12 protein-coding genes are annotated in these 17,674 nt (G+C 61.4%); 8 read left to right on the forward strand and 4 right to left on the reverse strand.

From position 1 onward, the window contains the following. Window positions 1-132: 132 nt before the first annotated feature. Both HMPREF2779_RS05795 and HMPREF2779_RS05800 read left to right on the forward strand, forming a co-directional pair. The gene (locus tag HMPREF2779_RS05795) at window positions 133-1,134 is read left to right on the forward strand and encodes an aldo/keto reductase (RefSeq protein WP_070685919.1); all 1,002 of its coding nucleotides are present in this window, start codon (window positions 133-135) and stop codon (window positions 1,132-1,134) included. A gap of 226 nt (window positions 1,135-1,360) precedes the next feature. Continuing rightward, window positions 1,361-2,803, forward strand: a complete 1,443-nt coding sequence (locus tag HMPREF2779_RS05800) for a sugar porter family MFS transporter (protein WP_105361051.1) — start codon at window positions 1,361-1,363, stop codon at window positions 2,801-2,803. An 83-nt stretch (window positions 2,804-2,886) separates the two neighbouring features. Here the strand turns inward: HMPREF2779_RS05800 and HMPREF2779_RS05805 are convergent, their stop codons facing one another. Beyond that, entirely contained in the window at window positions 2,887-3,168 is a 282-nt protein-coding gene (locus tag HMPREF2779_RS05805) for a type II toxin-antitoxin system prevent-host-death family antitoxin (protein ID WP_070685915.1), read from the reverse strand. 167 nt (window positions 3,169-3,335) lie between these two features. Between HMPREF2779_RS05805 and HMPREF2779_RS05810 the strand changes: the two genes are divergently transcribed. Next, the gene (locus HMPREF2779_RS05810) at window positions 3,336-3,629 is read left to right on the forward strand and encodes a type II toxin-antitoxin system RelE family toxin (RefSeq protein ID WP_070685913.1); all 294 of its coding nucleotides are present in this window, start codon (window positions 3,336-3,338) and stop codon (window positions 3,627-3,629) included. A 334-nt stretch (window positions 3,630-3,963) separates the two neighbouring features. Further along, window positions 3,964-5,175, forward strand: coding sequence for a cytochrome P450 (locus HMPREF2779_RS05815; RefSeq protein ID WP_070685122.1), 1,212 nt, complete (start codon window positions 3,964-3,966; stop codon window positions 5,173-5,175). Window positions 5,176-5,361: 186 nt separating this feature from the next. Here HMPREF2779_RS05815 and HMPREF2779_RS09195 read toward each other — a convergent pair whose 3' ends face one another. Next, window positions 5,362-6,246, reverse strand: a complete 885-nt coding sequence (locus tag HMPREF2779_RS09195; protein WP_105361052.1) for a lytic transglycosylase domain-containing protein — start codon at window positions 6,244-6,246, stop codon at window positions 5,362-5,364. Window positions 6,247-6,552: 306 nt separating this feature from the next. Beyond that, window positions 6,553-9,447: a multicopper oxidase domain-containing protein gene (locus HMPREF2779_RS05825; RefSeq protein ID WP_105361053.1), complete on the reverse strand. Its 2,895-nt coding sequence runs from the start codon at window positions 9,445-9,447 to the stop codon at window positions 6,553-6,555. 316 nt (window positions 9,448-9,763) lie between these two features. On the opposite strand from HMPREF2779_RS05825, the gene HMPREF2779_RS05830 reads away from it, so the two are divergent. Then, complete coding sequence (locus tag HMPREF2779_RS05830; protein ID WP_070685128.1) at window positions 9,764-11,155, forward strand: glycosyltransferase 87 family protein; 1,392 nt, start codon at window positions 9,764-9,766, stop codon at window positions 11,153-11,155. Window positions 11,156-11,184: 29 nt separating this feature from the next. Next, window positions 11,185-12,678, forward strand: coding sequence for a glycosyltransferase 87 family protein (locus HMPREF2779_RS05835; protein ID WP_105361131.1), 1,494 nt, complete (start codon window positions 11,185-11,187; stop codon window positions 12,676-12,678). Window positions 12,679-12,814: 136 nt separating this feature from the next. Here HMPREF2779_RS05835 and HMPREF2779_RS05840 read toward each other — a convergent pair whose 3' ends face one another. Further along, window positions 12,815-14,893, reverse strand: coding sequence for a hypothetical protein (locus HMPREF2779_RS05840; protein ID WP_105361054.1), 2,079 nt, complete (start codon window positions 14,891-14,893; stop codon window positions 12,815-12,817). A 242-nt stretch (window positions 14,894-15,135) separates the two neighbouring features. Here HMPREF2779_RS05840 and HMPREF2779_RS05845 point away from each other — a divergent pair, with 242 nt between their 5' ends. Beyond that, a complete protein-coding gene (locus tag HMPREF2779_RS05845) occupies window positions 15,136-16,116 on the forward strand; it encodes a CPBP family intramembrane glutamic endopeptidase (protein WP_070685135.1) in 981 nt (326 codons plus the stop codon). 143 nt (window positions 16,117-16,259) lie between these two features. Continuing rightward, window positions 16,260-17,567 (forward strand): M18 family aminopeptidase, encoded by a 1,308-nt coding sequence (locus HMPREF2779_RS05850; protein WP_105361055.1) that lies wholly within the window; start codon window positions 16,260-16,262, stop codon window positions 17,565-17,567. The last annotated feature ends 107 nt before the right edge of the window (window positions 17,568-17,674 follow it).

Genomic DNA, 17,674 nt, shown 5'->3' on the forward strand with positions numbered 1-17,674 from the left:
GGGTGTGTGGTGGAGCAAGGAACCTACCGGGACCTAACGACCGACCCCACATCACGCTTCAGAAAGCTCTTCGCCTCCCAACTGGAGGGGAAATAACCACGCAACATACCCGCACAACGTAGAGTTAAAAGCATGGAACGTATTGAATCTCCCGTCTACCGCAGGCTCGGCAACTCCGGTCTCGTCGTACCCAGCGTCGGCATCGGCTGCAACAACCTCGGCCGCCCCGGCACCCCCACCCGCACCCAAGAAGGCACCAACGAAGTCATCGCCGCCGCAGTCGACGCCGGCATCAGCTTCTTCGACATCGCCGACCTCTACGGCGCCGAACCCGGCCTCTCCGAAACCATGTTCGGCACCGCCCTCACCCAGCTCGGCCTCGACCGCGATGAGCTGACCATCGTCACCAAATTCGGTCTGCCCGTCGGCGACCTCAACGGCAACGACCGCAACGCCCGCGGATCCCGCCGCTACATCATGCGCGCCGTCGAAGGGTCCCTCCGCCGCCTCGGCACCGACTACATCGACCTGTACTTCTACCACAGTCCCGACCCCAACACCCCCATTGAAGAGACCCTCAGCGCCCTCGACCAGCTCGTACGCGACGGTAAGGTCCGCTACCTGGGCCACTCCAACTTCTCCGGCTGGCAGCTCGCCCACGCCGAACACTGCGCCCATGAACTCGGCACCGAACGGTTCATCGTCGCTGAAAACCACTACAACCTGCTCGACCGCCGCGCAGAACTCGAAATCCTGCCCGCCGCACGGCATTTCGGCATGGGTGTGCTGCCGTACTTCCCGCTCGCTAATGGCCTGCTGACCGGCAAGTACCGCCGCGACAACATTCCCGCCGGTTCGCGCCTGTCCCACTCCAAAAAGAACGTGCTCGACGCCGCCAACTGGGACCAGCTCGAAGCCTTCCACAGCTTCTGCACCGAGCGCGGCATTACCGAGGCGCAGGCGGCGTTCTCCTGGCTCGCACAGCAGTCGTCGGTCACCTCCGTCATTGCTGGTGCAACCAGCGCCGAGCAGGTGCGCGCCAACGCACAGGCGGCATGCCTGCGCTTCGACGCTGAGGACCTCGCCGCCCTGGACGCCATCTTCCCCGCACCCGAGAAGATCGCGCTGTTCTAAACGCGGGCTCCTTCTCAAAGGGGCACTCAGGCGGTCGCACATGTCGGCCGTAATATACGCTGAAAAATAGGCGCGGTGAGAAATAAATATCACCCGCCGAACGTTTTCGCTAGGATTAGGTGAGGTGTGTCTAACCTGACGCACCTCACCTTACCCATGTACCCACCCCTGCCGCCTGGAACCAGCTCCGGCAGGACCACCCGCCACCGGCACATCAAAGGACACCATGAGCGCACAGAGCACCGCCTCCACCCTGCCCCCTCTGGGCACCGGGAAGCACAGCCGATACCTCGGCATCATCGCACTCATCGCCACCTTCGGCGGTCTGCTCTTCGGCTACGACACCGGAGTGATCAACGGCGCGCTCGAACCCATGAGCCGCGAACTCGGCATGGACTCCACCGCCCAAGGTTGGGTCACCGGATCGCTTGCCTTCGCCGCCGCTATCGGTGCGCTCGGATGCGGCCGCATCTCTGACCGGTTCGGCCGCCGAACCACCATCATTGGGCTCTCCACCATCTTCTTCTTCGGCGCCTTGGCGTGCGTCTTCGCACCCAACGTCGCCGTGCTCATCACCGGACGCACCCTGCTCGGCCTGGCGGTCGGTGGCGCCTCCGCCGTGGTGCCCGTGTTCCTCGCAGAGCTCGCACCCTACGAAATTCGAGGCTCCCTCTCCGGCCGCAACGAACTCATGGTCGTGGGCGGTCAGCTTGCCGCGTTCATCGTGAACGCCCTCATCGGCAACGTATGGGGCGAACACGACGGCGTGTGGCGCTGGATGTTCGCCATCTGCACCCTGCCCGCCATCGGCCTGTTCATCGGTATGCTGCGAGTGCCCGAGTCGCCGCGCTGGCTGCTGCGCGTCGGCAAGCGTGAACAGGCTCTTGAGGTTATGAAGCGCATCCGCTCCGCCGAGCGTGCTGAGGCTGAGATTGCCGACATTGAACGCACCCTGCAGGCGGAGGCGACCACCCAGAACAATGCGGCGGGTAAGGAAAGCGTGGGCGTGCGCGGCTGGTTCGTGCGCATCCTGCTCGTCGGTATTCTGGTCGGCGCGGGCCAGCAGCTGACCGGCATCAACTCGATCATGTACTACGGCATTAAGGTGCTCAAGGAAGCCGGTTTCAGCGAATCCGCGGCGCTCATTGCGAACATTGCGCCGGGTACGATTGCGGTGCTTGGTTCCATCCTGTCGCTCAGCCTGATGGAGCGTGTACCGCGCCGCGTCATGGTCATTACCGGCTATGCGTCGACCGCGTTTTTCCACGTGCTGATTGCGGGCGCGTCCATGCTGCTGCCCGCCGATAATGCGGCGCGTCCCTGGATTCTGCTGGTGCTCATCGTCTGCTTTGTGGGCGCGATGCAGACCTGCCTGAACGTGTCCACGTGGGTGATTATGAGCGAGCTGTTCCCGCTGCGTGTGCGTGCGGCGGGTATGGGCATTTCGGCGTTTAGCGGCTGGATGATGAACGGTGTGCTGTCGCTGGCGTTCCCCGTGATTCTGGGTGCGGTCGGTCTGACTGGCTCCTTCATCGGCTTTGCCGTGGTGAACGTGGTCATTGCGCTGCTGATGTTCCGCAACCTGCCGGAGACTCGCGGCGTGAGCCTGGAGCAGGTGGAGCGCGGCGTGATGGACGGCAGCATCTACCCCTCCGCACACAAGCGCTAGATTCGGCGGTTTTTAGGCAAGAATGAGGCGGGCGGCCCCTCCCTGGTGGAGGTGCCGCCCGCCTTGCAATATGCGTTGAAAGACTAGTCTGTAGGGTTCTCTGCGAGGAACTCGTCGAGGCCGATGCGGTAGCCGTCATCTTCGGCGCGTGCCTTGCGAAGAGCCTCAATGTCGAGGAGCTCTTCGTACTCTTCCAGCAGCTTCAAATCTTCGTAGGAGATGAGCGCGGCAACAGTCTTTCCGTTGCGGCTGATGAGGGGACGTTCGCCGGAGAACACGGCTTCGTTGACTTTGGTTCCGAGGTTGTCGCGGAGTTCTTTAAGAGTCGTGACATTGGAACGAGTCCGGTGAGTGGTGACAGTCATGACTGGTTCCTTTCTGGGGTTTGTCCGTTAGCTCCGAGGATAGTTCCTGTGTAGGTTCTATCCAGGGGAGCTACTTACATAGTACAACAATGTAAAGTATGTAAAAAGTGTACACTTTTTCTGCTAAGGTTGAGGTTAAGATTTAAAGCTCTGCCTGAAGGGTGCAGATGACTGCAAACCATGTCTCAAACCCCGTGTACCGGGTCGAATTGACGCGCAAAGCAGCGAAAGAACTAAAGAAAATCCAACGAGAAGACCGGACAGCCTTCGAGAAAATTATCGTCTGCCTCCGATTCCTTGGTGATGACCCATATATGACGGGAGTCAAGAAGCTACAGGACGAAGAAGGGTACAGGGCACGAGTAGGGAATTACCGCATTCTGTACACCATTGATAACGGTGCGGTTGTTGTTGAAGTTTTCCGAGTCGGTCATCGACGCGAAGTCTATCGCGGCCTGTAGAGTGAGCGTGGCGTGATGGACGGCAGCATCTACCCCTCCGCACACAAGCGCTAGATTCGGCGGTTTTTAGGCAAGAATGAGGCGGGCGGCCCCTCCCCGGTGGAGGTGCCGCCCGCCTCGTGCGTCCCGTGACCCGCCGCCCCTCGCCGCACCGCACTGTTCGGTGAATGAGAAGCAAGGAAACCCTACCCTGCGCCACCAACCCATAAGTGATACGGTCAAAGAACAACTAATGGATTCACGTGCTGAAATGCACGCCCGACCCTGCCCCATACGCATCGCCCGGACGCCCGCATCCAGCACGCCACAACTCTATAACGAACACGGGTGAACAATGACTGAGAACATACACAACGACTGGGACCTCCGAAGCGAAGAAGTGCAGAAAGACCAGGTAGCCGCCTACGACGCAATGCGCCGCCGCTGCCCCGTCGCCCACGACGAATTCATGGGCTACTCCGTCTTCAAAAACGCCGACGTACAACACGTACTCGACCACCCCGAAATCTACTCCAACGTCGTCTCCACCCGCCACATCGCCGTCCCCAACGGCATGGACACCCCCGAACACACCACCTTCCGTGCCGTCAACGACAAATACTTCACCCCCGAACGCCTCGAAAAGTTCGCACCCGTCATCCGCGACGCCGTGAAGACCCTCATCGCAGAACTACCCCGCGGCGAAGAAGTAGACGTCATGCAGGGCTTCGGACAGGCCTACGCAATGCGCGTACAGAACGCCTTCATGGGTTGGCCCGCATGCCTCGAACAGCCCCTCACCGAATGGATCGAAAAGAACCGCGTCGCCACCCTGCGCCGCGACCGTGAAGAAATCGCTAAGGTCGCCCTCGAATTCGACGGCTACATCCGCCAGCTGCTTGACGAACGCCGCGAGGACGCCGCAGCCGGCAACCCCAAGGACGTCACCGCCGAACTGCTCACCGACACCGTGCAGCTGCCCGGCGAAGAACCCCGCACCATGACCGACGAAGAAATCGTCAGCCTCATCCGCAACTGGACCGTGGGCGAGCTGTCCACCGTCTCCGCAACCGTGGGCGTATTCGTCAACTTCCTGGCACGCAACCGCGCCGAACAGGACCGCCTGCGCGCATCCCTCGCCGACGGCAACGCACTCGACGACCGCAGCGAAATCGCCCTCGCCGTCGAAGAAATCATGCGACTCGAAGACACCCTCGTCACCAACCGCCGCATCACCACTCAGGACACCGAACTCGGCGGCCGCACCCTGCCCGCCGGCTCCCGCGTGACCATCAACTGGGCAAGTGCCAACCGCGACGAGGACGCCTTCGAAGATGCCCTCACCTACAACCCGCACCGCGACCAGTCCCGCAACCTCGTGTACGGCGACGGCATCCACGTATGCCCCGGCGCGCCCCTGGCACGCCTGGAACTGCGCATCCTGCTTGAGGAGCTGCTGCGCGGCACCGAGTCCATTGAGATCGCGGACGAGAGCGAGAAGCCCGCAACCGTGAACGCCGTGTACCCGGTCTCCGGCTACTCGGTCGTGCGCGCCATCTTCAACTAGGCACGCTCCAGCTCTAAAAGGGCGAGGCGCCGAACCCCTGAGAATGGGGGTCGGCGCCTCGCGCTGTTAAGAGTAAGTATAAGAGTGAATAGTAGGGTAGTGGCGACCGGTATTAGCCGCTCACTATAGATAAAACGGAATATTCCCTGACGGCTATATAGCCTAGTGGGCTATCCAAAACTGAATTTAGTGGCCAGAACTCGTCACCGAAGGCTTCACCGAAGAACCCGCAGAGCCGCTCGCAGACGCGCGAGCCGAAGCACTCGCAGAAGCCTCCGCCGCAGCTGATGCCGACTCCTCCGGGGACAGAGCCGTACCATCCGCATGAACACCAGCCATCGCCGGAGTCACACCATTCACGAAGCTCAACTTCGCCTGCTTGAACTGGTACTCGGGAGAGCAGGTCAGCTTATACTTCGAATTCGCCAGCTCGCGAATCGACTTCACATAATTCTGAGTCTCCTCATACGGGGGAACACCGCCGTACTTCTCCACAGAACCCGGACCCGCGTTATAACCGGCGAGAACCACATCCTGCAGCTCATCCTCATTGGAGGCGTACTTCGCCAAACGAGTACGCAACTCACCCAGGTAGCGTGCCTGCGCCGCAATCGCATCGTGCGGGTTCAGAACATTACCGCCATTGCCGAAGCTGTAGTGGCCGCCGCTCCACGCATCATCAGTGAACTGTGCAATACCCTTAGCGCCCTGGTTGGACACAACGCCCACACGCCAGTGGCTCTCAGTCTCAATCTGCGCCGCCAGCACGCCGGGACGGAAACCCGCCACCTTAGAGCCCTCCTCAAAATCGGGTCGGAGAGCCGTCGGAGCATACGAAAGCTCCGTCATACCGCAGTAGTCGTCATAGGTGGCTGCCAGGCCGGCAACACCGCCACCCAAAAGAACCGCAAAGGCAATAATCTGCCAATGCGCAAGTGCCCCGGTGAGAAAGCGAAGCGGGAAAGCTTTACGCTGCCGAGGGGAAGTCTGTGCGTCCGCCGAAGCGGGGATGTGGTTGTTGGCGCCCGTAGCGCTGCGCTCGGAAGAGGCGCTCGAAGTGCTATCTGCCATTCCTATAGACTAGCGCACCATGCCCGCTCCTGGCTAAGAAAAGTTCGCCCATGAGGCTAATAGCATAGTTCGCCGTGGTGCGTGCAGGCTCCTGCCGGGGCGTGTGCAGGGGCTCTGGGATGGCTCTGTATCGGCTCTGTGGGGAGCCTGTGCAGGGCAAAAAGACGGCGCAGAAAAACAGTGCAAAAAGACCCCGCACGGCGCATCCACTCACAGGATGCACCGGGCGGGGTCGGCCTCTCACGGGCGCTAGAAGCGCCTATCGTGAGGGTTTAGCGGGCAACCACTACTAGCGATCAGTGACTACTAGCGGTCAGTGACCACGATCTTGCCGGCGGCACCGCGCTCCATCTCCGAGAAGGAGTGATTCACGAACACGTAGGTGCCAGATTCCAAGAACTGCATCTCCACGAAGCCGCCCTGAGCGGGCGCCAAATCCAGTGCCTGGCTGTGGCCGTCACGGCTACCGAACGCATCCGCCCCGCGGCGCATCAGGTAGCCGCCCTCCTTGTAGACCGTGTCGAACTGCGAACCAACCACGTGGAAGCTCGTGCCGTGGTTCGGGCCCGCAGCCATTACCCAAACACGGATACGCTCGCCCTTCTTCACCTGCAGCGGCTTCGCCTTGTACTGGGTTGCGTGGCCGTTAAACATGGTCAGCGTGGGGGTGCCAGCCGCGATCAGCTCCGGCGAGTTCTCCGCTAGCTTGTTACCGTCGGAGGCGGTCTTGCCGGTGTCGTGCAGGTACGCCTCGCCCTGAACCATCACGTACTCGTGATCGACCGGGTCAAGGTCCGCCGGGTCAATGATGACCGCACCGTACATGCCCTGGGTCATGTGCAGGCTCAGCGGGGCGGTACCGCAGTGGTACAGCCAGATGCCGGCGCCCTTCGCCTCAAAACGGTAGACGAGACGCTCACCGGGGGCGATGGTCTTCATCGTGTTATCGGGGGAGACCATGCCCGCGTGGAAGTCCAGCGAGTGGCCCATCGTGCCGTTATTGATGAGTGTAATTTCAAAAATGTCGCCGACCTTGCCGCGCAGAATCGGTGCCATGTTCTGCCCGTTGAACGTCCACATGTGAACGGTCACGCCGGGCGCCACCTCGCGGTCGACTTCCTCAACTTCCAGGGTGACCTTGCGGACGGTCTTGCCGTTCACCTGCGTGGCGGTGTTCGGTGCCGGGATGTTCGGGTCGCGGTACTTGTAGCCGCTGCCGGGCGCTGCGGACATGTCAATCCTGCTGTTCGCAACGGTCATGAGGGTCGGGGTGCTACCCGACGCGGCGTGGTTGTGGGTGCCCGTAGAACCGTGGTTGTGGCTACCCTGCGCCACCTGGTTTGCGGAGGCGCCGGTTGCCTTCACCTTGAACACCATGCCGAGGGAGCGGTGGCCCGCCACGGAGCAGTAGCCTTCCTGGTCGGCGGTAATGACGCCGGCATCAACGGTTTTCGTTTCGCCGGGGTTGATGGTGCCGGTGGTTGCGCCGTTGTCGAAGGTCAGGTCGTGGGTCATGCCCTGGTCGTCGTTGGTGACCTCGACGACCAGACGGTTACCTGCGGGCACCTCCACCTCTGCGGGGGTGAAACGGTAGTTGCTGGTCGCCTTCACCTGCACGGTGGTGGTCTGACCGGTTGCAGCCACGGAACCCGCCGAGGAGAACGACGGCAGGTTCAACGCGGACGGGTTCACGGCGAAGCCCAGCAGGAACGCCATGGCAACCGCCAACGCCGCCTGGAAGCTCTGCTTGGCGTGCGGGACGGGCTCCGGGGTGAGCGCCTCCGGGTTGAAGACGGGCTTCTCGCCGCGGGCGCGTGCTGCCATCATTTCCTTGCGGGTGTTCACGGACGCCTTCACGCCGCGCACCATGAGCGGAATGAACGCCATGAGCGCCAACGCACCCACGATAGCGACGGCAATCTTAATGGACTGGCCCACCATGGAGCTGGGCATCATGAAGATGAGCAGCGCCAGGTTCACGGCGGTTACGCGTGCCGCCGCGAAACGGCTGAACTCCTTGTTGGAGGCGCGCACCACCGCCGGGCCGCCACCCATGCGCTGCGGCAGCAGGTAGCTCATCGCGCCGAGCAGCAGCTGCAGCAGGAAGCCGACCACAAAGATGGGGGTCACGGCGCGCATGTCCAGCTGCGCGAAGGGGACGGTCGCCACCAGGTAGGCGGTCGCTGCTACACCAACAATCAGCCAGAGGAAGCCCATACCCACGCTCATGGGCGGGTACTCGTTCGGGCGCTTGGTGCGCAGGGTACGCACCATTACCCAGGCGACAATCAGCAGGGCAACCAGGTAGACGACCAGGCCAGCTGCGGCGAGCGGACGCATCCCAAAAATCGCGCCGACAACGGTCAACGCCAAGCCACCGCACATCAGGTACAGGGCGCGCAGGCTGTGGGTGAGCGCCTTATCCACCATCTTCGTGCGCAGCATGGTCGGCCAGAACGTCACCAGCGTACCCACCGCGGTAATACCGACGAAGCCGAGCACGTTCACTGCTTCGTGCGCGAGCAGGAACTGCGAATGCAGGGTGCCGGACAGGTTCGGGTAGGCAATCATGCCGCCAAACGCCGCACCGAGGGGCAGCAGCAGCGCCGCAACAATGTAGAAGCGAATGGTCACACCGAACCGCGAGGGCAGAGCCTGACGCACCTGCTTCAGCAGGTAGATGCCGTGCCAGGCGACCATCGAACCGACAATGAGGGCGCCCACCACCGTGGCGGCGTAGAGGTCGGGCACACTCAGCTGACCGACCATGCCGACCATGAGCACGAGAATACCGGCGTTCAGAATGAAGATTCGGCGCACCTGGGTTCCGCGGTGCTCGTCAGGAATCTTGATTTTCATGAGCGCTTCGGTGAAGTGCTGCGACCAAATCAGAATCGAGTTCGTAATCAGGCCGAGGGTGACAATGTGCACCATCAGCCAGCCGCTATTCGGGATAAACCTGTGCAGCAGAAGTACGCCGATAAGGGTAAACATCCAGTGGGAGACCGGCTTGGAGGCGCGACGATGCCACGTACCGCGACCGGATGCGCGGCGTGCAATCTCTTCGGGGGTGAGGTTCGCGCCGGGCACATCAGCCGGACGCGCGCCAATGCTCAGGCCGGAGGAGCCGCCTCCGGAGACGTTTGCGGGCTTGCCGCTCGTGTTCTCACCTTCGGGTGGGGTGCCGAGATGTTCACTCACGTGATCACTGCTTTCACTGCTGGTTGTTCGTGGACGTCGGTGTGCGGGTCGGCACCCGGCACCCCTGCGTTGGGGTGGGTGCCAATAAGCCCATTATATTGCCCGGATAGTACCAATTTTGAAGACATGACGTGCATATGAAGGCGGCTCATATCGTGATAGTTGTGCTAGTGCGCTCAAGTGATTCTTCCCCTGTGAATCTTCTCCCCAATGCATCCTTCACAGGTGCGCACGATAAACTATTAGGATTCCAAAATCAGATGCCCGCCCACCCTACGCGCGCATCCGCCGGCACCAAGGTAAGGACAAGCACCTCGTGACAAGGACTGACTCCACCACCCCCATCTGGGGAAAGATCGCTATTGTGGCACTCATCCTCATGGTGGTGTGCGGTTACCTCTTTGAAATCCTTATTGTCCCCTTCGGCGGCCTGGACTTTTCCATCTATCGCATGGGTGCCATGACCATCTTCGACAATGAAGGGTTTACCGAGGATCTATACGCGCCAGTATTTATTGAAATTGGGGTGTTGAAGCTCCCCTTTACCTATCCGCCGTTTGCGGCTCTCGTCTTCCTGCCCTTTGCGTTCCTGCCGCTTGAGGTAGGCAAAGCCATTATGGTGCTGGGAACCACGGCCGCCGCTTGGTGGCTTTCGGCCACTATCTATAACTATGCTCAGACTTCCGGTCGTGCGTTACCCCTGCAGGGTCGCCTCGGCCGTACCGGAACTATCGCTGTCTTGACCATCGTGGTGATGCTGTGCGGCCCGTGGCGACGTACTTTTCACCTCATGCAGATTAATCCGCTCATTATGGCGCTGATTCTTGCCGATTTTGTGCGTCCGGCGACCCGTGTGCCGCGCGGTGTGCTCGTCGGTATTGCGGGTGGCTTAAAGCTTACTCCGCTGGTCTTCGGCCTTATCCTGCTGGTGCGCCGCGACTGGAAGGGCATCGCGGCCCTGGGCGCCACCTTCCTGGCCACAATTGCGGTCGGTTTTATCCTTTTGCCGAATGAGGCTCCCCAATTCTGGTTCTCCGCTATCTCTGACCCATCCCGCGTGGGCGACATTAACTTCGTGGATAATATTTCCATCCAGGGTTGGCTCATGCACTTCGGTCTGAAGGGCACAGCCCTCAAGCTCGGCTTCTACGCCCTGGCCGCGCTCAGCATTGCCCTGGTTGCTGTGTTGCTCTACCAGCTTGAACGCCGCGGCAAAACCCTTGCACAGGTGGCTGTGACCGGCACTCTTATGGTGGCACTTTCACCGATTAGCTGGTCGCACCACAATGTTCTTCTGCCGCTACTGCTGGCAGCCCTTATCCTGGACGCATTCCCCACCTTTATGGTGTATCTTCCCTCTGCGGCACGAAAAATTGCGTGCGTGCTGGCGTGGGTGGCCGGTGTGGGCCTGTATATTTCGCCGCGTATTATTGGCGGTATCACCCAGCTAGATATGAATGGCTTGGAATTCCTATGGGCGCCCGGCGTAGCTATTGGTGGCTTTCCCTCCTTTGCCCTGTGGGCTACGGTCATGTTCTGGGCGGTAGCCGCGCTGAGTACGCCGGTGCGTACCGCTCCGGTTGAATCAGCCGAAAGCGATGCGCCGCTGGGCTGGTGGGGAGCCCGTGCACTGGTGACCCAGAGTGCCCTGGTGACCGAGAGTGCCGAGTCTGTGCGTGCCGCTGATTCTCGTGAGGCAACCGCGTGAGCCGCGACAAAGAGCTAGAAAAGACCCCTGTGAAGAATACTGACAAGAACTTAGCTACGACCGTGGAGAATACCGAGGCGGTAGCGCCTATAATCCCGTGGGCTTCGGCTGGCTCTACTGCTGAACCTGCACCGGTTGCGGAACCGGCTGCTGAAAGCGCTGTAGAAAGCGCGGAGCCTGCCGCAGAGCCCACAAAACCTGCGCGTCGCAGCTTCTTTGACCGCATCCCCGGCATGCGCAGCGGCGCTCTCTGGGCGCACCTGCTGTTTATCCTGGTTGCCCTCTACGCCTTCGACTACGTGACGCACGCGGCGGCTGACGATATTTACGTGTACCGCCTGGGCGCTGTCTCCCTCGCGGACGGCCCGGACGGCTACCAGCTGTACACCTTCCACACGCGCGGCCTGCCGTTTACCTACCCGCCGTTTGCGGCGCTGCTCTTCTACCCGCTCGCGTTCCTCACCGAGCCGCAGAGCATGCTGCTGATTACCGCCATTATTTGCGCGCTCAGCTACTGGTGCGCGTACCTGCTGTACTGCTACGCCCGTAGCCGCTCGTGGCGTCTGCCGTTGCAGAAGCACCTGGGTCATTGGGGTATGGTGTCGCTGATTGCGGCGCTGATTTGGATGTGCGGCCCGTGGCGTTTGACCACGCATTTTGGGCAGATTAACGCCATCATTCTGATGCTGATTCTCGCCGATTTTATGCGCCCGGCAACCCGCGTTCCGCGCGGCGTACTGCTGGGTATTGCCGCGGGTATTAAGTTGACCCCGCTCGCGTTCGGTCTGCTGTTGCTCATGCGTAAGGACTGGAAGGGCATCGCGACCCTGGGCGCGAGCTTCGCCGCGACCGTGGGTATCGGCTTCCTGGTGATCCGTGAGGAGTCGCTGACGTTCTGGTTCCACGCGGTGCATGACACCTCGCGTGTGGGCTGGTTCAGCTACTTCGATAACGTGTCAATTATGGGTACGCTGACCCACGCGGGCCTGCAGCATCACCTGACGGCTACCGCCCTGTCGGTGGTGCAAGTGGCGTTGACCCTGCTGATTGTGCTGGTTACGGCGGTTCTGTTGGTTCCGCTGATTCGTGCCCGCGCGCTCATGGCGCAGCTGGCGCTGACCGCGTTCATGATGCTGCAGATTTCGCCGATTAGCTGGTCGCACCACAACACCTGGTATCCGCTGATGCTCGCCGCCGTGGTCATGGAAATCTTCCCGCTCATGTACCAGCGGGTCAGTTCCTTCGTCTTCACGCTGGCTGTTATCTTGGCGACCGCGGCGCTGGTGGGCATGTACATTTCGCCGTTCTGGATTGTGCTGGCGTTCTCCCCGCACTTCAACTCGGATCAGATTCTGATGGTGCCTGAAGGCTCCCTGGGCCTGATGGCGGGCACCATGCCGTACCAGCTGATGTACCTGTTTATCCTGGTGACGTTCTTCGTGTACCTGGCGAATCGTCAGCTGGTGGAGCGTGCAGCACACGCCGCGGGCGCCGAACTGGCGGAGGCGAAGTACTCCCGCTAAAGGAGCCGCCCGCTCACGGCGGCTAGCGCCTCCAGCAGGTGCACAGCTTTCACCGGGCATAAAAGTATCCCCCGCACCTATCACGGGTGCGGGGGATACTTTTATGCCCAGCCTACAGATCTAGTCAGTCACGCTGCTAGTTAGTGCCGATGCTCCAAGTAATGTTGGAGTCGGTACGAACCTGCATGTAGCTCTTGTTGCTCTGAACCCACTGCATGCTGCTCTTCACGGTCGGGATGGTCGAGGAGAAGAACGGGTCGTTCTTGGTCGCGTTCAGAACGGTGAAGCCGCGGGTGGTCGGGCCGCTGGTCTGGAACTCCATGGTCGCCTCGGTGCCTTCGTAGGTGAAAGCGTAGTAGTTCATGGTGCTCTGGAACTTCTCACCCTTCTTGTAGTGGGGTGCGGAGTCTGCATCGTAGACGCGGATGGTCCATTCGCCCTTACCAGTCAGGTCCAGCTTACGGGTGGGGGTGGAGTGGCCGCTCGCGTCGATCCATGCGGTGCCCTTGAGCTCCTTGCCGTCGCGGGTCGAGTCGATAACGCTCACACCTGCGCTGCTGTTGCCCTTCTCATCACGGCTGGAGATGAAGGCGTTAACCACACCGTCTGCGGGCTTGAACTCGTAGTAGAGCAGGCCTGCGGACACATCGCCCTTGAGCTTCTCAATCTCGATGGTGTCCTTGTTGTCGGTGACGGTCTTCTTGTATTCCTTGAACTCACCCTCGGGCATCTTCGCTTCAGCAGCAGCAACCGGCGCTGCGGAAGAAGCCGAAGCCGCTGCCGCGCTCTCAGATGCGGGCGCTGCGGAAGAAGCCTCAGAGGATGCCGCCGCGGAGGACGCCTCAGCGGAAGTAGCCGCCGCGCTCGATGCTGCCGCAGAATCGGAGGTGGGGTTCGAGCCGCCACGCGGAATCAGCATGACAATCGCCAGGATGATAACAATCAGCAGAGCCAACGCACCACCGATAACACCCCAAATCTTGGTGCCGGAGAACAGACCCTTCTTCTCGGAGTCGTCCTCGCCCTGACCTGCGGGCTCGGTGACGTAGGGGTTGCTCAGTGCCACGGTTGCCTGGTCCTGATCGGACACCTGACCTGCGTAGGGCTGCTGAGCGTTGTACGGCTGACCCTGGTAGGGGTTGTTCTGGTACTGGCCGCCCTGGACATTCTGGCCGTCCTGGAAACCCTGACCCTGGTACTGGCCACCCTGGAAGTTCTGGCCCTGGAAGCCCTCACCCTGGAAACCATCAGCCTGGTTCGGCTGGAAGCCGTTCGGTGCCTGACCCGCCGGGATGAACTGTGCGTTCTGGCCGGGCTGCATGTTCTGACCGGGCTGTTCCGAGAGGTTCACGGTACGCTCGGACAGGTTGACGGTGCGCTCGGTTTCGGGGGTGTGGAACTCAACGAGCGGGGAGCTCTCGATAGTGTGGGCAGCCTCTTCGGTGGAGGCGGGTGCCTCAGCGACGGGCTCAGATGCCGGCTCAGCTACCACCGGTGCCTCGGGAGCAACCTCGGCGACGGGCTCAACAACAACGGGCTCTGCAACAGGCTCGGAAACAGCGGGCTCTGCAACAGGTTCGGAAACGACCGGCTCAGAAGCGGCAGGTTCGGAAACAGCGGGCTCGGACAGTGCGGGCTCAGCAACGGGAGCCTCTTCAGCTGCAGCTTCTTCAACTGCGGGAGACTGGGATGCGAGAACCTGCTCGGGCAGAGCGGTGCCGGTCAGTGGAACCTGAGTCAGGTGACGCATCGGCTTGGGCTCGGTGGACTCCTCAGCGGACTCAGCCGCGGGTGCCTCTACCTGCTGTGCCTCAGCCTGGGATGCCTCAGCCTGGGGTGCTGCCACCTCCGGAACCTCGACGATTTGCTCACCTTCGAGCTCAGCGGCGAGCTGCTCCAGGTCAACGTCCTCAACGGTCAGCGGTGCCGCAGCCTCGGCGGGCTGCTCAGCCTCAACAGGCTCAGCCGCGGGTGCCTCAACAGCAGGCTCAGCAACCTGCTCAGCGGGAGCCGCCTCAGCAGCGGGCTCCTCGGGAATCAGCGGCTCAATAGTAGCCTCTTCAACCTGAATGGGTTCGGGCTCGGGCTCTTCGACCCACAGCTGCCAGCCTTCAGGAACGGGACCCCACGCGGGGTCGGGGCGCCACGTAGGAGTGGGGGCCCATCCGGCAGGAGGAGCGGGCCAGTTGGGCGGCGGATTGAAGACGAGTGCCATAAGAAAGCAGCCTTTCTGGTGCTGAAAAAACACCCCGGAAGAGCAGTCATCAGCGACTATGTATATGAGCGTATTATCGCTACAAATTATGGCATAGGTTCAGAAAATGAACCCCGTGAATGGTGGGTTTTTAGCCTTATTCACGGCTTTTTCAATGGTTTTGGAATATTCCGTATCAATCAGCACTTGAAGGTTGCCGCATGCCCGGTCACAATCAACCCCGCGAAGGCTAGGATTAAAGAATGAACACGACACCGCCTCCCGCACCCCCGCAGGTAGCCGCCGGAACCCCCGCTGCTCCTGCGCCTGTTGCAGGTCTTGCCTACCACCGTCTCTCCCACGCCGACCCGAAATCCCGCTGGTTCTCACCCCTGCTGGAAGGTCTGCTCGGCGTCGCCGTATTTATTGGCCTCAACCTGATCATTTCAGTTGCCCTGGCTGCGACGATTATGGGTTCGGGACTTTCCCTCCAGGATGTAGCGACGAACCGCTCCGTCATTATGGAACACCCGGCACTGTTCGCCCTGACCTTCCTCTCCCTGATCGCCATTGTGCCTTCGCTCTTTCTGGCGCGCCTGGTCGTGGGCCCGAAGCCCTGGGGTCTGATTCATTCGGTGGCGGGCCGTCTGCGCCGCTCACTGCTGCTTCCGTACCTGGGTTTGAGCTTCGCTGTCTACGGCATCTACTACGCCGTGATGCTGGCGTTGAGCGGTGAGAGCCTGCCCGAATACCGCTATTTTCAACCTCCACAGGTTGAATTTTGGGTTTATGTGGCGATGATGCTGCTCCTGGTACCCGTGCAGTGCTACGCCGAAGAGCTCGCCTACCGCGGCTTCATGATGCAGATGCTGGGCCGCTGGCTCCGCACCCCCTGGCTGTCGATTGTGCTGCCCGCCGTGCTGTTCATGCTCTCCCACGCCTACGACCCCTGGGGTCAGAGCACGATTCTCGCGATGGGTATTTACGCGGGTTTCCTCTGCTGGTACACCGGCGGTCTGGAAGCCTCCATCAGCCTGCACGTGGCAAATAACGTGATCCTGATGCTGCTGTCCATGGTGGCTGGTCTGGATCCGTTCGCCTCCGAGGGTGTGACCCCCGTGGATGCGCTGCAGGGCATCGCCCTGGAAGGCGTGTACGTGGTGCTCGCCTGCCTGATCTTCAATGCACGCGCTCGCCGCGGCGAGGTTTCACGTGAAACACAACCGCTCAAGGTTGATAAGTAGGCTATTTGTGGGTTGCTCTAGACCAGCTACCCCAGCCCGCCCACCCCGCTCCATTCGAGCCTCACCAGGGCTCATACTCCACACCGCGTGGATTATCGGCCCCGGTCACCCCGTCAACACCCAAGAAAAGGTAGGGTTAAACCATGACTGTTGATGCTGTAAAAAATATTGAAGACCTCGCCGCATTCGTGGCGGAGTCGCCGGTCTCTTACCTCGCCGCGCGCACGGTAGCGCGCCGCCTGCAGGCAGCAGGCTTCACCGAGCTTGTAGAGACCGAAGCATGGGACCCGCAGATCGCAACCGGCCGCCACTTCGTCGTCCGTGACGGCGCGATTATCGCCTGGGCTGGCGGCGCGAAGGCGCAGAAGGCAAGCGGCTACCGCGTGCTGGGTGCGCACACCGACTCGCCCTCCCTGAAGGTCAAGCCCTCCTCCTCTATCACCACGAAGGGCTGGCACCAGATTGCCGTGGAGAACTACGGTGGTGCACTGCTGAACTCCTTCCTGGACCGCGAGCTGTGCGTGGCGGGCCGCCTCACCGTCCTTGAGGGCGGGGAGCTGAAGGACCGCCTGGTGCGCACCGGTCCGATTGCGCGCATCCCGCAGTTGGCACCGCACCTGGACCACAAGCGCAACGAACTGGCCCTGGACAAACAGTTCAACATGTACCCCGTGTGGGGTGTGGACCCGGCGGAGAACGACGTGCTCGGCTATATGGCGAAGTACGTGATTGACGGCGAGCCGGTCGACCCGGAAAGTATTGTGGGTTACGACCTGCTGTTTGCTGATTCGCAGCCGCCGCGCCGTTTTGGTGCGGATCAGGAGCTGTTCGCTTCCGGTCGCCTGGATAACCTGTCTTCGGTGCATGCGGGTTTGACCGCCCTGGAGCGTTACGTTGCCGATAACGCGGACGAGCACGCTACCGAGACTGTGATGCTTGCGGCGTTCGACCACGAGGAGTTGGGCTCGGAGTCGCGTAGTGGTGCGGCCGGTCCGTTCCTGGAGGATATTCTGGTGCGCCTGTCCGCCGCGCGCGGCGAGAGCACGGAGGAGTACCGCCGTTCGGTGGCGGCCTCGTTCTGCCTGTCGGCTGATGCCGGTCACCTGGTGCACCCGAACTATCAGGGTCACCACGACCCGACCGTGCAGCCGCTGCCCGGTGGCGGCCCGCTGCTGAAGATTAACGCGAACCAGCGTTACGCGACGGATTCGGTGGGTGCCGGCGTGTTTGCCGCGGCGTGTGCGAAGGCCGGTGTGCCGTATCAGGAGTTCGTGTCGAATAACAATATGCCGTGCGGCTCGACGATTGGCCCGATTACGGCGACTCGCCTGGGCATGCGCACCGTGGATGTGGGTATTGGCCTGCTGTCGATGCACTCGATGCGCGAGATGTGCCATGTGGACGATATGGCGTACATGACGCGCGCGGTGGAAGGCTTCTTCCGCCTCTAAATTGAATCCCGCTGAGGTATGAACAGCTGGGGAGTGGGCGCCGGGAACGTAAGGTTCCCGGCGCCCTTATTTTTTAAAAATTTTTCAAAATTTTTCGGGGGGGGGGG

This window comes from Rothia sp. HMSC069C03, assembly GCF_001811075.1.
GTDB classification, from domain to species: Bacteria; Actinomycetota; Actinomycetes; order Actinomycetales; family Micrococcaceae; genus Rothia; species Rothia mucilaginosa.

Coding starts and splice junctions, on each gene's coding strand:
- HMPREF2779_RS05810 (WP_070685913.1), top strand. CDS start 3,336: ATGACTGCAAACCATGTCTCAAACCCCGTGTACCGGGTCGAATTGACG.
- HMPREF2779_RS05845 (WP_070685135.1), top strand. CDS start 15,136: ATGAACACGACACCGCCTCCCGCACCCCCGCAGGTAGCCGCCGGAACC.
- HMPREF2779_RS05800 (WP_105361051.1), top strand. CDS start 1,361: ATGAGCGCACAGAGCACCGCCTCCACCCTGCCCCCTCTGGGCACCGGG.
- HMPREF2779_RS05850 (WP_105361055.1), top strand. CDS start 16,260: ATGACTGTTGATGCTGTAAAAAATATTGAAGACCTCGCCGCATTCGTG.
- HMPREF2779_RS05805 (WP_070685915.1), bottom strand. CDS start 3,168: ATGACTGTCACCACTCACCGGACTCGTTCCAATGTCACGACTCTTAAA.
- HMPREF2779_RS05815 (WP_070685122.1), top strand. CDS start 3,964: ATGACTGAGAACATACACAACGACTGGGACCTCCGAAGCGAAGAAGTG.
- HMPREF2779_RS05795 (WP_070685919.1), top strand. CDS start 133: ATGGAACGTATTGAATCTCCCGTCTACCGCAGGCTCGGCAACTCCGGT.
- HMPREF2779_RS09195 (WP_105361052.1), bottom strand. CDS start 6,246: ATGGCAGATAGCACTTCGAGCGCCTCTTCCGAGCGCAGCGCTACGGGC.
- HMPREF2779_RS05840 (WP_105361054.1), bottom strand. CDS start 14,893: ATGGCACTCGTCTTCAATCCGCCGCCCAACTGGCCCGCTCCTCCTGCC.